The sequence below is a fragment of the Parabacteroides sp. AF17-3 genome, assembly GCF_003635445.1.
GTDB classification, from domain to species: Bacteria; Bacteroidota; Bacteroidia; order Bacteroidales; family Tannerellaceae; genus Parabacteroides; species Parabacteroides goldsteinii.
The window spans coordinates 192791-208281 of sequence record NZ_QTMM01000002.1 but is presented as its reverse complement, the minus strand read 5'-3'; the positions used below and the strand labels follow the sequence as shown (position 1 = coordinate 208281).

Sequence of the window (15491 nt, the reverse complement as noted above, 5' to 3'; positions counted from 1 at the left end):
ATAATATATGATACGAATCTTTTGCTACTATTGTATTAGCTTTTCTATCCTTCCGATCAGTTCATCTCCCAGTGTCCGTTTGGTGCTGATATGTTCTTTTACGGCTGTGACGAACGGGTTTTGTTCGAAAGCACCGCGTACGACTTCGAAGTCCTCTTCTTTTTCTTTGCGTGTCCCGTCTACGCCGAAGCCGGTCATTGAAGTAAGGGAGAACTCCTTGCGGGCATCTTTGTAAAGCATCTCGTCCAGACCGATGACGGATGATTTCCAGAGTTCAACCAGTTCGATGATCTTTCCGGGGGTGATCTCACCTAGCTTGATTCCGTAGTATTCTTCTATTTTCTGATAGGCCCATGTCCATTCTATTTCATAATATGAATTATGTTGGTACTGGAAGAAGGCATTAATCTTTTCCAAAGAATTTATCCGGTGGCTCTCGATATCTTCTATCAAACCATTTAATTGATCTTTCGGAAGGATCAGTCCGGACAGGTCAACCCATTCGCCGGTTCCTTCTTTGGCGGTTGGGGTCAGTTGTTTGCGGACTTCTTCTATGTTCTGGAACTGTGTGCCTTCCAGTCTTTTTATCAGAGAATTACCGAGAAATTTATTAATTGCCATTCCGTATAGTTTCAGTGCATTTTGTAAAGAAGAGCCTTTAATACGGGCATTCTGATAGTAATATATTTCGGAAGTTTCTCCGACAAGGCTTTGTAGATTCTTTAAGATACCGACTGCTTTTATCATTTTCTGGATGGTGTAGGGACTCAACAGGTTGTAGTTGATCATATCCAGTTTGTTCGTGTCGGTCCGTTTATCACGTCTCGGCCATTTCTGAGCGTCACGGATGGTACCGACACTTCGCAGATTGATGCCCGGCACCAGATAAGTCTCGTCGTCTTTTTCAATCAGATAGGAGAAAGGCATATCGGACGTGTCACTGTGATGGTGATGTCGGCCCATGATTAATGAAAAAGCACCGATACGTGCCGGCCAAAGTATATAAGAGTCGCTGGTCGTCTTGGAACCTCTTTCGACAATGCCTTGGTGAATCGGGCCTAACTTATACATATGATTGCTTTGGTTCGAACCACTTCCGGCGTTCAGGAACGAATACATGCCGGCAATCAGGAGGCTACTCTTGTGCATGGATACCGTGAACGGTCCGGCGAAGATGGCACAGGCCTCTCCGTTTTCAAAAGAACAGTTGCTGAATAGCAGGGAGTCGTGTGCCGAAAAATTATGTGTCACATGGCAGGCTTGTCCGATGAAGCAACGGATGATCTTTGCCGCATCGGCAATGACTGCCCCTGATGAGATGATAAAATCCTGGGCGATCACGCTGTCACCGATATATACAGGGGCTTCTTTATTACTGTTCACTGTCCCGTTTTCCAAGCGTGTACAGTTCTCGATGGTAGCGTGTTGGCCTATGTTTACATTACGGATTGTCCCGGCATTGATTATCTTTACGTTCTCTCCGATCGTCCCGTAGTCGGAGGTGATGCTTTTGGTATAATCTGCAATCATTTCCTGTAGCCGTTCGATCAGTATCGGACGGTGGCGGTAAAGTGCGATTACATAAGCCAATGGGGCGGAAAGCTGATTGTAGATGGGGACTTCGCGGCCTCCGGTTTCGTTCAGCACTGAAACCTGTACGTTGTTGCCGAACGTACTTTCTCCTTCCACGACCATCACGTTGACATTCTCTATATAGCAGTTGTCTTTGATACGGTAGTTGGCAATGTAATTGTGGGTGTTCTCGATCAGGATATTATCGCCCAGCATGCAATTATGCAGTGTTGTATTTCTGAGTCCGCTATGTTTTCTTATTCCACCGGGGAGGGTGAACTCTTTCTCGAAATGTCCTAAAATAACTGTGCCTGAGAAATGTACATGATGGATATATCTGGTCTCGAAGGATAAAGGGACTAGCACCTGTCCCCAGTTTTCGGCATAACAACCCTGAGATTGCAATACCGCAATCTCTTCGGGTTGTAGGTTTCTGATTTTTTCCATTGGTCAACTTGTTTGTATTTCTATTGCTTTATTCTTCGTCGTATTGCTGGAAGAGAAAGTCATTGTATGGGAAACGGGTGATATGTATCTGTTTTACCCGTTCATATAACAATGCTTTCAACGCATCTATGTTGGTACGTTCCTTGGCGGAGATAAAGATGCAGTTATCCTGCAACTTATTCATCCAGGTGCGTTTCAGCTCGTCCAGGTCGATATTTTCCCGTTTCCGCGGAGTCAGGTCGTCTTCGTCTTTCGGGACGAAGGTGAATGCGTCGATTTTGTTGAAGACCATGATCATCGGCTTTTCGGTCTTGTCGATTTCAGCCAGGGTCTTGTTTACCACTTCGATCTGTTCCTCAAAAGTCGGGTGGGAGATATCTACCACATGAACCAGCAGGTCGGCTTCGCGCACTTCGTCGAGGGTCGATTTGAACGATTCGACCAGTTCGGTGGGCAATTTGCGGATAAAACCAACAGTGTCTGACAACAGGAACGGCAGGTTTTCAACGATTACCTTTCTTACTGTCGTGTCGAGTGTGGCGAACAGCTTGTTTTCGGCAAACACATCGCTTTTGCTCAGTTGGTTCATCAATGTTGATTTACCGACATTGGTGTATCCGACCAGGGCGACGCGGACCATCTTGCCACGGTTTTTCCGTTGCACGCTCTTTTGCTTGTCGATATCCACCAGGTCACGTTTCAGCTTGGCTATTTTATCCAGGATGATACGCTTATCGGTTTCCAGCTGGGTTTCACCCGGGCCACGCATGCCGACACCACCACGCTGACGTTCCAGGTGAGTCCACAGACGAGTCAGGCGAGGCAACATATATTTGTATTGTGCCAGTTCAACCTGTGTTTTTGCGTTGGCAGTCTGTGCACGACTGGCGAATATATCGAGGATCAGGCTGGTACGGTCGAGTATCTTCACCTGAAGTTCTTTTTCGATATTGCGAAGCTGTTTAGGCGAGAGTTCGTCGTCGAAAATGACCAGTCCGATTTCATTTTCGATCACGTACTCTTTTATCTCCTGTAGTTTACCGGTTCCGACAAATGTGACGGGATTCGGATAGTCCAGTTTCTGATAAAACTTTTTGACGGCTTCGGCTCCGGCCGTATCGGCAAGAAATGCCAGTTCGTCCAGATATTCTTTAACTTTCTGTTCGTTTTGCTCGGGGGTAATCAAACCAACGAGCACCGCTTTTTCTGTCAGTGCTTCTGATATAATAAATTCTTTCATGCGGCAAAGATAATCATTTCAATTATTTCTTTATATTTGCAAACACAATAACGACTAAAATAGTTTAGCTATGAAAAAGAAACATTTACGTATGTTTCGGCATATTCTTGCCGGAACTATGGTTCTAACAAGTATGGTGTCTGTTCAGGCACAGGTAACAAATCCCGAAACATGGAGCAGTTTTGTAGAAAGTGGTGCGAATCCGTCGGTGGTGGATACGTTCCGCTGGCAGTTATTCACATCATCGGAGCATGATAATTGGAGTTATACTCTAGGTGGTGGTGCTATCATTTCTAATGATCAGAAAACGTTGAAAATGCCCTTGTCTTCCTCTGTCATTTTTGAGAAAAATTTATTGTCATGTTATAAGAATGTATATATAGTTGTGGGGATTACGGTTCATTCTTTAGTCCCTGGGGATACTTTATATGCCGTATATAGTAATACTTTAGGAGCAAAGCGAAAAGGTGTTTTATGTCCTGATCCCAAATATCCCAATCAGTCACATTTTTCCAGAAGGTTAGGATATGATGCTTATTATTTAGCTCTGACTGCTTCAGATCCTGTCAATGGTTCTAAAAACGGGTATTTTCAAATTGATAGTGTGTATAGTTATGGCTCAATCCGCCAATATTCCCTTTTTTCCGGAAATGGCAACTGGAATGATTCCATTCGTTGGTCTCACCTTCCTCCCTTGCGTCATCGAAGTGCCCTGATTAGTGGTGAGGCAGAAATTAATTCTACCGTGCAGTGTGAGCAGGCCCTGTTGGGTAACGGTGGTCTGCATATTTCAGAAAAGGGCCATTTCATCGTGGATAAGCTTGTTCTCTATAGCACTGACAATCCACTGACAAACACTGACAGAGCGCTGACAACTACTGACAATTCACTGACAGTGGCAGGTAAACTGACGGTTAACAAGCAATTGGAAGTCCGTTATACATTTCCGGAAAAAGGTAAATGGTATTTCCTCTCTTTCCCCTTTGATGTCTATCTGAATGATATAGATAAACGTTTTCAGTTGAAAGATAAAACCTTTTCCGGTAAAGGTGATTTTCTGTACGTGCAAGTTTATGACGGGAAGAAGCGTGCCCAAAGCAATGACGCGACGGGTAACTGGACGGTGCTTTCCCCGGAGGAACTATCCGATGGTCTTGTCTTTGAAAAAGGAAAAGGTTATCTGGTCGCTTTGGATGCAGCTGCATCCGATAATACTTTGACCTTTTCAACCGCAGGGAACGATATTCCTGAAAGTTTTGGTAAAACGGCATCTGTTCCGGTCTATGCGGCATCTGCCGGAAATACGGACAAAGCGCATAAGGGTTGGTATCTTTGTGGGAATCCATTGCCTTCTCCTATCTCATTGTCGCAGATAGCAGCAAATCCGGCGCTGGATGGAAATATTTATATATATGATGGAAATACCTACAAGTCCTATCCGATAGGTAGCGAGTATGTACTTCCTCCTTTCTCGGCTTTCTTTGTCAAAGCATCGGCAGATACGGAGATTGATTTGACGGCTGCTGCATTGTCAACAAATGCAGTTCGTCTGAAAACAGGTTATCCTTTTTCTGTAGCGGCTATAGAGCCGGAAGAAGTGGCTGTTCATAATTCTGCATTTTCAGGAATAGAGAAGAAATGCTATTTGAAAGGAAAGATACTTTATCTGTCAGATTTGCCGTCGACTGGAACTGTGCGGGTATCTGATTTTACCGGACGTGTGGTGTCTGTCCATTCGGTATCACCGGGTTCTTCAACCCTTCCGCTTTCTTTACCGGCAGGATTCTATATAATAAATGTGGAGGCAGGTCATTATCATGCCCAACACAAATGCGTTCTGACCCAATGAAAGAATAAACTATCTTGTATCTTTGTCTGTTCAAAACAATAAAAAAGCTGTATGAAGAAGATTAATATTACAACTGGCGTTCTGGTGATCTATCTGATTGTGATGAGTGTATGGGGATGGCCCGGAAAACAGCCCGATCCGGACTGGGTACAGTATTTCTCGGTAATGGGAGTATCCCTCTTCGTCATTCTCCTGCTGCGCTATCTGCAAGTTAAGCGGATGAAGATGCGGGATAAATGGAAAGAAGAGAATCGGCATTCAACAGAAAAATAGGATATATTTCGTTTAAAACGGGCGAAATCTTGTTTAAAACGGGTGTAGGATTCGTTTTAAACGAGATTTACCGGATACATTGATTGGAACCGAAAGGAAATCGTTTGTATTAATCTTTAATACTTCTTAACTTGTTTCTATTTGCAGATATACGATAATTTCGTAGATTTGCGATATAATCGTAAATAAATAGGGATCATGGAAAAATTAACAATGCAGGAAGAAGAAGTAATGCGCTTGATTTGGCAGATTGGGCCTTGTTTCGTTAAAGATATACTGGCTAAGTATGACGATCCGAGGCCGCCTTATACAACACTTGCTTCTATTGTAAAAAATCTGGAACGTAAGAAGTACGTGAAGAACAAACGCTATGGAAATACGTATGAATACACTCCGCTGATCCCGGAGAGTGAATATAAACGTACCTTTATGAGCGGTGTTGTTCGTAACTACTTTGAAGATTCATACAAAGAAATGGTTTCTTTCTTTGCCAAAGATCAGAAGATTTCGGCAGAAGATTTGAAAGACATCATCGATTTGATAGAAAAAGGAAAAGAATAAACCTTTTAACACCTTATTACCATGACACCGGAATTTGCCTACTTTCTGAAGGTGAATGTAGCCTTTGTGCTCTTTTACGCCTTCTACCGTCTGCTCTTTTATAAGGACACATTCTTTAAGTTGCGCAGGGCTTCCCTCCTTGCTTTCTTTGGTTTGGCGTTGCTTTATCCATTGTTGAATATTCAGGAATGGGTGAAGGAACAGGAGCCGATGACGGAGGTGATACAGATTTATTCGGCTATGCTGCCGGAGATGACAGTAACCCCAGAGGTCGTTGTTAAAACAGACTGGAAAGGAATCCTGCTTTCGGCAAGTTCATATATGTACTGGGGTGTCATGGCTCTTTTATTTGTCCGTTTTTTTATTCAGTTAAGCAGTATCCTGCTGCTGGCTTACCGGAGTAGACGGACTGTTATACACGGCGTACCAGTCTACCGGCTGGATAAGCCTGCCGGACCTTTTTCATTCTTCAAAATGATCTTCATACATCCGGAAAGCCATTCGGAGAAAGAAATAGATGAGATACTTACACACGAATGTACCCATGTTTTCCAGTGGCATTCGGTAGATGTGATGATTTGCGAGCTGATTACCGTCATATGTTGGGTGAATCCCTTTGCGTGGCTTTTGAAACGCGAAGTGCGTCATAACCTGGAATACCTGGCAGACAATACCGTTATCCAATCCGGATACGACTGCAAGAGCTATCAGTACCATCTGTTAGGCCTTGCCCACCATTATCAGGCTGCAGCAACATTATATAATAGTTTTAACGTATTACATCTAAAAAACAGAATCAGTATGATGAACAAAAAGAGATCCCACGGGATCGGAAGAACAAAATATCTGATATTCATCCCTCTAGCAGCATTTTTGATGCTGTTGAGCAACATTGAGGCGGTTGCCCGTATCACGGGAGAAATCGCAGCTGAAGCTGTTGCCGGGGTAAAGGAAGCGACTGAAATAAGTGTGCTTTCGGAGGATGATGTGAAAGTGTCAGGTCAGGTAATTGACGATTTTAACGGGCCGGTTATCGGCGCGAATGTGATTGTAAAGGGTACTAATGTAGGTACCATTACGGATACGGAAGGTTATTTTGTGCTGGAAACGACAAAGAATGCTGTTCTCCGCTTCTCTTTCCCGGGTATGAAGGCGAAAGAAGTCGCAGTGAAGGATGTGCAGGGTAAGTTGAAAGTACAGTTGTACTCGGATGGAAGTGCACAGGGATCGCAGTCTGCTCCTCCCCCTCCTCCTATGTCACCTCAGATATCTACAGACCCCTCGGATCTGGTTTTCACAGTCGTGGAAGTGATGCCTGAATTTCCGGGCGGACAAGGTGCCTTACTGCAATTTTTGGCAAAGAGTATTAAATATCCGGTAATTGCTCAGCAAAATGGTATTCAGGGACGTGTAACCTGTTCGTTTGTGGTGGGTAAAGATGGGGTGATCCGGAATATCGAGGTCATTCGCGGGGTTGATCCGTCGCTGGACCTGGAGGCTGCCAGGGTAATATCCATGATGCCTAAATGGAAACCGGGTATGCAGAAAGGGAAAGAGGTCAGTGTGAAGTATACGGTGCCGGTGACTTTCCGTTTGCAAGGAAAAGAAGACAATAAACCGACACCTCTTCCTGCTGGAGAGGGCGATAATGAAATCACTGTTGTGGGATATGGCGAACAGAAATCAGCCGATACTTCCGGCCAGGTATTTGCAATAGTGGAAAAGATGCCACAGTTCCCGGGCGGAGAAAAAGCGATCAATGAATTTATTTCAAAGACGTTGCAATATCCGGTCATTGCACAGGAAAATGGCATCCAGGGAAAGGTCGTTTGTTCGTTTATTATAAATCAGGATGGTTCGGTCACAGATGCTGAAGTGGTTAGTGGTGTTGATCCTTCTCTGGATAGGGAAGCGCTGCGTATCGTTAGTGCAATGCCTAAATGGACTCCCGGTACGCAACGGGGAAAAGCGGTTCGTGTAAAATATACTATGCCTGTTACTTTCACATTGCAGTAATCACTAAAACATAGAGCAGATGATGCACAAATATACTGTTTTGCTTCTTCTCAGTGTCCTGTCCCTTATGGGGCAGGCACAGAGTCTTTCATTTCAGGAACTACTCAATAAAAAGAAGTTCACAGAAGTGATCGCCCTGGCCGATAGTCTTACTCCGGCAGATTCTGCTGATTATGTTACTATGTCGGCTATCGGCCAGGCTTACGAAGGTGTATTGGAATATAATGAGGCTTACCGGTGTTATCAGCATTGTCTGCAAATGGATTCGACGAATGTCGATGCCTTAAGTTCCGTTGCCCGGGTAGCAATGAACCTGGGAAAAGCTTCCGTAGCCCAGGATTGTTTTCGGAAAGTACTCGAAAGCGACAGTACCGATTTCTATGCTAATTATCAATTAGCCCGCCTGTATTCCCAGATTGGCGATTATGAGAATGCCGTGTTGCAGTTCAATGTGTTGCGCGATCAGGATACGACAAAGGTAAATCCTGTTATTTACCGGAATATAGCTGATTGCTATATGAAAATGAATGCCATCCCGGCAGCTACGATCTGCTATTTTCAGGCTTATAATGTTAACCGTGAAAATGCCGGATTGGCCAGTGCTTTGGTGAATTGCCTGTACCGGATGGGAGGTCCGAATATACAGGACGGATTATCCATTTGTGATACGGCGTTGTTTTATAATCCCGGAAATCATGCGTTGCGTCGCAGTAAGGCTATGGGATTTTATATGAATAAACAGTATGCCCAGGCTGATACGTTATATGGAGAATTGTTTGCAGAAGGCGATACCTCTTTCCTTACATTAAAATATGGGGGTGCTTCGCGTTATCTGGCCGGACGTGCCATGGATGCGATCGATCTGCTGGAATGGGCGTATGGGAAAGATACGACGGATGTAGAAACGAACCTGTTGTTGGGTGCTGCTTTAGGTAAAACATATGACCGTAAACGGGCCTTCCTGTTGTTCGATCAGGCAGAAAAGTTGATGCAGCCGAATGAAGCATTGGTGAATATGTTGTTGACTTCCCGTTCAGAGACTTTGTTCAAAGATGGTCGTCAGCGTGAAGCTGAAGGGTTGCTTTATAAAGCCTGGCTTGCCAATAAGGACCGGCTGGACTTATTGTTCCGTATTGAACGGGAGTATTCCAACTGGGGGCCGGAGTATAAATCGGCAGAAGATTTAGCCAGGGCTTTGTTTGCCAAGGTTACATTCCTGAGAGAGTATTTCCTGACCGGAAAGAAATTACAGGGATTCCAGCGGTATCGTTCTATACTGCAATATCTGTATGAAGATGCTTTCTTTACGAATAAGACAGAACTGGTGATGATTGCCCCGGACAATAAGAAAAGTAAGATATCGGCTGAAGACTTAAAGTCTATAATAGACCGGTTGCCGGATATCTCGCAACTTCCGGAGGTAGAAAGAAAACATTATCAACAGATGGAAGAAGTGTTTAAAAAGAGGAAAGAAAACGGAGTCGGAAGTACAAAATCGGAGCCTCTTGACGAGAACTCGGAAGCGTTTAAAGCAGGAATGAAAGCTGCTCAAAAGTATCTTGACAGTCAAAAGAAAGAAGAGCAAAAGTCGGAATAACTAAATAAGTACGGATAGATTAATTATATCTATTCCGTTATACAGGTAATAACTTTAAAATAATCCGATTATGAATAAATGGAGTATCTATAATTTAGTCATAACCTGTATGTTATTGGGCGCATGCGGAGGAAAGCAGTCGACTGAAAAGACTGTTGTTTTAGAGGAAGAACAACATGGAACCGAATTTCCGATAACTGTCCCTTTTGAGATGGGGATAGAGAATGAGCGTGAAGTTTCTCTAAGCCAGATAGCAGAAAAAGTCGAGTATATTCCGCTTGAAACAAAAGCTGATTGTTTGTTATCCAATTATAGAGGGTATATTCAATATATAGCCGGTAATTATATTATTCCATGTAGCCGGGGCGTTTATATGTTTGATGGTAAGGGTAAATTTGTCCGTCGAATCGGTCGTCAAGGACAAGGTCCCGGTGAATATAGCCTTGTCTTATCTTTAGATGTTGACCGCGAGAATGAACTGATTTATTTGTTGGATAATGGAAAAGTGAACGTATACTCATTAACCGGTGATTACTTAAAGAGTATACCTCTACCCGAAGTGAGATATGCAGCGATATTGAATGACAGTATTTTGGCTTCATTCATCTATAATAGTTCCGGACAAATGAAGGACCGCATTCTCTTGTTCAATCAAGCCGGCGATAAGGTAAAAGTTTTTCCCCGACATGATCTGTTTACAATAGAAAAAGGGGTTACATATATGATGATGGGAAATAATGACCGCTATCTGTTTCATTATGATAATCATTTATGTTTTAAAGATTATTATTGTGATACCTTATATACTGTTACGGAGAATGAATTACAGCCCAGATACGTTATTCAGTTGGGCAAATATGCCATGCCGCTGGAAGCCCGGTGGGAAAATCAAAGAGGCGATCAAAATAAATTTACAAAGATAGCCTCTTCTTATCTTCGCGTCAATGTGATGGAAACGGACTCTTTCCTTTTTATGCCTTATAGCCATTGGGCAGGAGAAAAAAGCCGCTTGGAAGAAATACTTATATATGAGAAGAATACTCAGGCTTGCTTTAAAGTCGCCGGCAATATAATCAAGAATGATCTGGAAGGGAAATTACCTTTTATACCTTATACTTCAATAGGTGATAATTTGTTGTTAAGTATATGGACTCCTTCGGATATATTAGAACAGGCTGATAAAGATTCCTCTATTCTGGAACATCCGCAGTTGAAAGGATTGAAAGAAGATGACAACCCGGTCCTGATGGTCGTTCATTTTAAGTAGAGCTAAATAGGAAAATTAAAAGAGTTTATGATGAAATATACTATTGTCCTTTTTTTCAGTATTCTTTCTTTTGTTGCACAGGCGCAAAACCTTTCTTTACAGGAGTTGGTGAACAGAAAACAATTCCCGGAAGTGTTGGCTCGGGCGGACAGTCTTACGGCAGCCGATTCGGCCAGTTATACGACTATGTCGGCTATCGGTCAGGCTTATGAGGGAATGTTCCGGTATAAGGAAGCCTATACCTGTTTTCAATATTGTTTGTCAATGGATACAACGAATGTGGATGCTTTGAATGCACTTGCCCGTGCTGCAATTAATTATGGTAAGATTACGGAAGCCAAACGTTGCTATGGAAAAGTGCTGGAATCGGATAGTCTGAATTTTTACGCCAATAATCAGTTGGCACGTCTTTATTATCAGTTGGGTGATTATGATAAATCGATGGATCATTACCGGACTTTAGCATCCTACGAGAGTGATAATCCGACTATTCTGGCCGGTTTGGCGGATTGCCATATGAAAAAAGGCGGTATGAATATGCTGATTGCTTTGGAACTGTATACCCGTGCTATGGAAATCAATCCGGAGAATATCCGTGTGGCCTCTTCCCTGATTAATTCATTATTATGGAAAGGAGATGGAAAAACTGCTTTACAGGTCTGTGATACCGCCTTGTACTATAATCCCGATAACCGGCCGATTCGGCAAAGCCAGGGAATGGCTTTGTATATGACTAAAAATTATTTGAAAGCGGATACCGTTTACAGCGGCCTGTTAGCGGAAGGTGATTCGTCTTTTATCAATCTGAAATATGCAGGTGCCTCCCGCTATATGTCCGGCCATGCAATAGATGCCGTGGAACCGTTGGAGCTGGCTTACGAAATAGATTCGACAGACGTGGAAACAGTCTTGTTGTACGGAGCTACATTGGGTAAAACCTATGACCGCAAACGTGCCTATCAATTATTTGACCAGGCAGAAGAGTGTATGAAACCAAAGAAGTTTTATGTCAATCTATTGGCCTCTTTCAGAGGAAGTACACTCGAACGGGACGGTCGTTTCAATGAAGCGGAGAAAGTCTATTATGAAGCATGGAAGAAAGATCCGACACAGTTGAATTTACTATATGAAATCAATAAGCACTACTGGCTAAGGGAGTCGGAAATGTTTAAGGATGAGAAGTTGTTACAGAAAACCCTTTTCAGTAAATACACTTACATGACTGAAATGATGAAGCGGAAAGAATCTAAAGAGAACTTGTTTGGCTTTCGTTATTTCTTTGAAGACTTATATCAGGAGGCTTTCTTCCGTAATATTACTGAACTCACAATGCTGGCTCCCGATGGTAAAAAGAGTAAACTAACCATGACCGATTTACAAAACGTTATCAACCAACTTCCAGAGCCTTCAGACCTCGAACGGAAACGTCGTGAAGATATGAAAGCTGCCATGAAGGAATATGAAAAGAAAAATAAGAAAAAAGAGATAGCAGCAAGGGATTCGGCAAATGGCATCCATATCGAAGGAAAAACCGGCCGATAGAGGATGCCAATGATGCAGAAAATGAAATATAACCTTTAAACTAAAATAGATATGGGAAAACACGTCAGAATTATAGGAATATTATTACTTGCTTTGTTTTTTTGTCCGGCTATGGCGCAAAAGAAGATTGCTTTTGCCGAAGGAGTAGATGAACAGAAAGAAATAAAGTTAAGTGAGGTCGCTTCCGGAGTGAAATATATTCCGTTGGAAACGACAGCGGAATCGTTGCTGGATAAAGATATTTTGAATGTGACTTTTGCCGGTGACTATCTGTTTGTCTGTGATTTTGTTAATCTGTTCCAGTTTACGCCGGAAGGTAAATTTATTCGTAAGATAGGAAAGGCAGGAGAGGGGCCGGGGGAATATGCGAAATCTATTCTGGCTGTTACTTATGATGAAGATGCAAAACAGATTTTTATATCTGATTTTAGAAAAGGCAAGGTGCTGGTCTATTCTTTTGAGGGTAAATATTTGTATGACATCAATACTCAACGTGGATCGATGACTACTTATAGAGATAAAACCGGAAATCTGTTTGGGATAACCAATGAGTACCTGTATACGAAGGACAAAAGAGGCAAAGAATTGTTCGTGTACAATACTAAAGGAAAGGAATTGTATAGCTACCATTTCAGACCGGAACAAGGAGTCCGTTATCCGGGGATTATCTTCAGTTATGGTATTCTTTATGATTATCAGGAAAATACCTATTATAAAAATCCTTTAGAAACGACAATCTTTCGCTTGGAAGGGAAAAAAAGAATTCCGGCATATAAACTGGATCTTTCGCAATATGAAAAATTATCGGGTGAAGATGATGCTATCATCGCTATAGACAAGAAAACGAATACGGGAACCAACCTTCCCAATAAAGCCGCTGAAAAGAAATTCAGTTTCTTCAATGTCTTTGAGATAACCCATGCGATAGGTGTGGAGTATGCACAGGGACAAGGTCGCTGTTTAGCCTGGTATGACAAAGGGAAAGAAACTGTTTGCCGTGTCCGTTCCCCGAAAGCCGAATGGGATGGTTTTACCGATGATATGGAAGGTGGTTGTCCTATCTTTCCACGTTTTGTCAAAAACAATAAGATGATCGGTGTTGTCTCTGCTTCTGTTCTTTTGGAGAAAGTAAAGCCTGAAAATGCCAAAGGTTCTCTGAAAGATCTCTTGACGAACCTGCGAGAAGACGATAATCAAGTAATACAGGTCATTCTATTGAAAGATAAATAACAAAATACACAAATATGAAAACTATCAAACACTTGCTTTTAGGGGGATTTTCCCTTTTGTTGCTCTCATGCGGAGGAAAGAAGTCCGGTGATCAGCCGGTTGAAAATATATCGGAAGTGCCTGAATATCCGATAACAATCTCCTTTGCCAAGGGCATTGATACGGAACAGGAAGTCCGGTTGAGTGAAATTGCCAGGGAAGTAAAGGTCGTGCCGTTGGAAACAAAGCCCGAATGTCTGGTTGCCAAAGTATCTCAGGGTATGATACAGATGGTAGATCATAACCTGTTTATTCCATGTAGCGAAGGGTTATTGCAGTTTACAGATGACGGAAAGTTTGTCCGTTCGGTAGTCAAGCGGGGACAAGGACCGGGAGAATACAGCATAATCCGGTTTATAGCGGCTAACGACAGGCTGAAACAAATTTATATAATGGATAACGGAAGGATTCTTACCTATACAATAGGCGGTGACTATGTAGGAGAGTCTAAAATACTTTTCTGTTGGCAGTTTACTTTGTTGGGAGATAGTGCATACGTCGGCTACATTTATAACAATACCGGCCAAAAGAAAGACCGGCTTGTCCTGGTTGACCGGCAGGGAGAGACACTGAATACTTTTCCTCAATATGATCAGTTTACGATTGCCAATGGGTTGAATTATTATTTGTGGGGGTATTACGACCGTTATCTCTTTTCTTTCAGGGAAGAAGCCTGTTGTAAAGAGTATTATAATGATACGGTCTTTACGGTTACCCCGGAACGGCTTGAACCCCGCTATATCCTGGATTTGGGAAAGTATAAGATACCGAAAGAAAGGCGTTTTGAAGTTCTGGAAGGAAATTGGCAAGCCTATTCAGAACCGGCACAAGCCTATCTGCGACCGGATTTCCATGAAACGTCTCAATGGGTATTTCTCCCTTATACCTCCTGGGATGTTACCAACAAAGATGAGTTACCCCGTCTGGCCATGTACGATAAGAAGAAAGGCGCTTGCTATAAGGTGAAAAACAATCGTATCATAAATGATATGCAGGGTAGTTTACCTTTCTATCCGGAGACCCGCATTTCGGATGATGTATTGCTTTATTATCTTGAAGCACCCGAGGTGATGGAGTTGGCGGAAGATGATCCTTCTATCCTGGAATATGAACAACTGAAAAATCTCAAAGAGGATGATAATCCGGTATTAATGATTGTTTATTTGAAGTAGTATGATATATTTTATCCAAATTCTTTTGTTGTTTCCGTTACTGTTCAACTATTCAGTTGAACAACCGGTTCCTGTCTGGCTTCATTATGATGAGACGACACCTTCTCCCTCGGGTGCACAGGTTATTAAGTTGTCCGGAGATTTGCAAGGACAAACTTATAAGATACGGATGGCACATTATAAAGAAGGAGTAGTGTCTTATAAAATCCTGAATGAACAGGCTTATGTAATAAAAGATACCGTATTCTCTATTCGTATCGCGGTTGAGCCGCTCCATGCGCATGAAGTGGACTTTACAGTGGAAGGTGAAACGCAAATTGTGGAAAAAGCGGAGGTAGAAGATGTCTTACACAGTATTTTATTGGAGACATATCCGACAAGAACCTATACTTCCAATGATACGATACCTCTTACCAGTTATACGAGTGGTGCTTTATATGAAGTGATGCTTGAAGGAAAGAAACAACAGGCTGGTAGCTATTGTGATGTCCGTAATGCTAAACTTCCTCCGAAGGAATGGCATGAAGCATTTAATATGAAAGAGTATATATGGTTTGATTTATTTTTTTGTCATATGTCAACTGTCAACTAAAACCCGATACATGCATGATTTTATGACAGTATGATGGTGTAATATCTCTAAAAAGGCAGCTTTTGTCCGCCTTTTTAGAGATATTTTAGATGTA

12 protein-coding genes are annotated in these 15491 nt (G+C 42.5%); 10 read left to right on the top strand and 2 right to left on the bottom strand.

Annotated features, from left to right (window positions below; all coding sequences use genetic code 11):
- Positions 1–27 precede the first annotated feature (27 nt).
- A complete protein-coding gene (locus tag DWW91_RS03105) occupies positions 28–2019 on the bottom strand; it encodes a DUF4954 family protein (RefSeq protein ID WP_122326922.1) in 1992 nt (663 codons plus the stop codon).
- Positions 2020–2047: 28 nt separating this feature from the next.
- The gene (gene hflX, locus DWW91_RS03100; RefSeq protein WP_009860038.1) at positions 2048–3259 is read right to left on the bottom strand and encodes a GTPase HflX; all 1212 of its coding nucleotides are present in this window, start codon (positions 3257–3259) and stop codon (positions 2048–2050) included.
- 70 nt (positions 3260–3329) lie between these two features.
- Here hflX and DWW91_RS03095 point away from each other — a divergent pair, with 70 nt between their 5' ends.
- From DWW91_RS03095 to DWW91_RS03050, 10 genes are all read left to right on the top strand, one after another.
- Complete coding sequence (locus tag DWW91_RS03095) at positions 3330–5108, top strand: T9SS type A sorting domain-containing protein (RefSeq protein WP_122326921.1); 1779 nt, start codon at positions 3330–3332, stop codon at positions 5106–5108.
- A gap of 51 nt (positions 5109–5159) precedes the next feature.
- Positions 5160–5381 (top strand): hypothetical protein, encoded by a 222-nt coding sequence (locus DWW91_RS03090; RefSeq protein ID WP_009860036.1) that lies wholly within the window; start codon positions 5160–5162, stop codon positions 5379–5381.
- Between the two features lie 198 nt (positions 5382–5579).
- Positions 5580–5942 carry a BlaI/MecI/CopY family transcriptional regulator gene (locus DWW91_RS03085; protein ID WP_009860035.1) on the top strand — a complete coding sequence of 121 codons (363 nt, stop codon included), beginning with the start codon at positions 5580–5582 and terminating at the stop codon, positions 5940–5942.
- Positions 5943–5963: 21 nt separating this feature from the next.
- Entirely contained in the window at positions 5964–7958 is a 1995-nt protein-coding gene (locus DWW91_RS03080; RefSeq protein WP_122326920.1) for a M56 family metallopeptidase, read from the top strand.
- A 19-nt stretch (positions 7959–7977) separates the two neighbouring features.
- The gene (locus DWW91_RS03075) at positions 7978–9555 is read left to right on the top strand and encodes a tetratricopeptide repeat protein (RefSeq protein ID WP_122326919.1); all 1578 of its coding nucleotides are present in this window, start codon (positions 7978–7980) and stop codon (positions 9553–9555) included.
- Between the two features lie 70 nt (positions 9556–9625).
- On the top strand, positions 9626–10822 hold the full coding sequence (locus DWW91_RS03070; protein ID WP_122326918.1) for a 6-bladed beta-propeller: 1197 nt from the start codon (positions 9626–9628) through the stop codon (positions 10820–10822).
- 27 nt (positions 10823–10849) lie between these two features.
- Positions 10850–12364 carry a lipopolysaccharide assembly protein LapB gene (locus DWW91_RS03065; RefSeq protein ID WP_233584394.1) on the top strand — a complete coding sequence of 505 codons (1515 nt, stop codon included), beginning with the start codon at positions 10850–10852 and terminating at the stop codon, positions 12362–12364.
- A gap of 51 nt (positions 12365–12415) precedes the next feature.
- Positions 12416–13594 carry a 6-bladed beta-propeller gene (locus tag DWW91_RS03060; protein WP_010800882.1) on the top strand — a complete coding sequence of 393 codons (1179 nt, stop codon included), beginning with the start codon at positions 12416–12418 and terminating at the stop codon, positions 13592–13594.
- 14 nt (positions 13595–13608) lie between these two features.
- Positions 13609–14805, top strand: coding sequence for a 6-bladed beta-propeller (locus tag DWW91_RS03055; RefSeq protein WP_122326917.1), 1197 nt, complete (start codon positions 13609–13611; stop codon positions 14803–14805).
- 1 nt (position 14806) lies between these two features.
- The gene (locus DWW91_RS03050; RefSeq protein ID WP_233584392.1) at positions 14807–15397 is read left to right on the top strand and encodes a hypothetical protein; all 591 of its coding nucleotides are present in this window, start codon (positions 14807–14809) and stop codon (positions 15395–15397) included.
- The last annotated feature ends 94 nt before the right edge of the window (positions 15398–15491 follow it).

What these genes read in the sequence shown, in the direction of transcription:
- DWW91_RS03065 (WP_233584394.1), top strand. Translation starts at nt 10,850, where the DNA reads ATGATGAAATATACTATTGTCCTTTTTTTCAGTATTCTTTCTTTTGTT.
- DWW91_RS03095 (WP_122326921.1), top strand. Translation starts at nt 3,330, where the DNA reads ATGAAAAAGAAACATTTACGTATGTTTCGGCATATTCTTGCCGGAACT.
- DWW91_RS03090 (WP_009860036.1), top strand. Translation starts at nt 5,160, where the DNA reads ATGAAGAAGATTAATATTACAACTGGCGTTCTGGTGATCTATCTGATT.
- DWW91_RS03075 (WP_122326919.1), top strand. Translation starts at nt 7,978, where the DNA reads ATGATGCACAAATATACTGTTTTGCTTCTTCTCAGTGTCCTGTCCCTT.
- DWW91_RS03050 (WP_233584392.1), top strand. Translation starts at nt 14,807, where the DNA reads ATGATATATTTTATCCAAATTCTTTTGTTGTTTCCGTTACTGTTCAAC.
- hflX (WP_009860038.1), bottom strand. Translation starts at nt 3,259, where the DNA reads ATGAAAGAATTTATTATATCAGAAGCACTGACAGAAAAAGCGGTGCTC.
- DWW91_RS03085 (WP_009860035.1), top strand. Translation starts at nt 5,580, where the DNA reads ATGGAAAAATTAACAATGCAGGAAGAAGAAGTAATGCGCTTGATTTGG.
- DWW91_RS03105 (WP_122326922.1), bottom strand. Translation starts at nt 2,019, where the DNA reads ATGGAAAAAATCAGAAACCTACAACCCGAAGAGATTGCGGTATTGCAA.
- DWW91_RS03055 (WP_122326917.1), top strand. Translation starts at nt 13,609, where the DNA reads ATGAAAACTATCAAACACTTGCTTTTAGGGGGATTTTCCCTTTTGTTG.
- DWW91_RS03070 (WP_122326918.1), top strand. Translation starts at nt 9,626, where the DNA reads ATGAATAAATGGAGTATCTATAATTTAGTCATAACCTGTATGTTATTG.
- DWW91_RS03080 (WP_122326920.1), top strand. Translation starts at nt 5,964, where the DNA reads ATGACACCGGAATTTGCCTACTTTCTGAAGGTGAATGTAGCCTTTGTG.
- DWW91_RS03060 (WP_010800882.1), top strand. Translation starts at nt 12,416, where the DNA reads ATGGGAAAACACGTCAGAATTATAGGAATATTATTACTTGCTTTGTTT.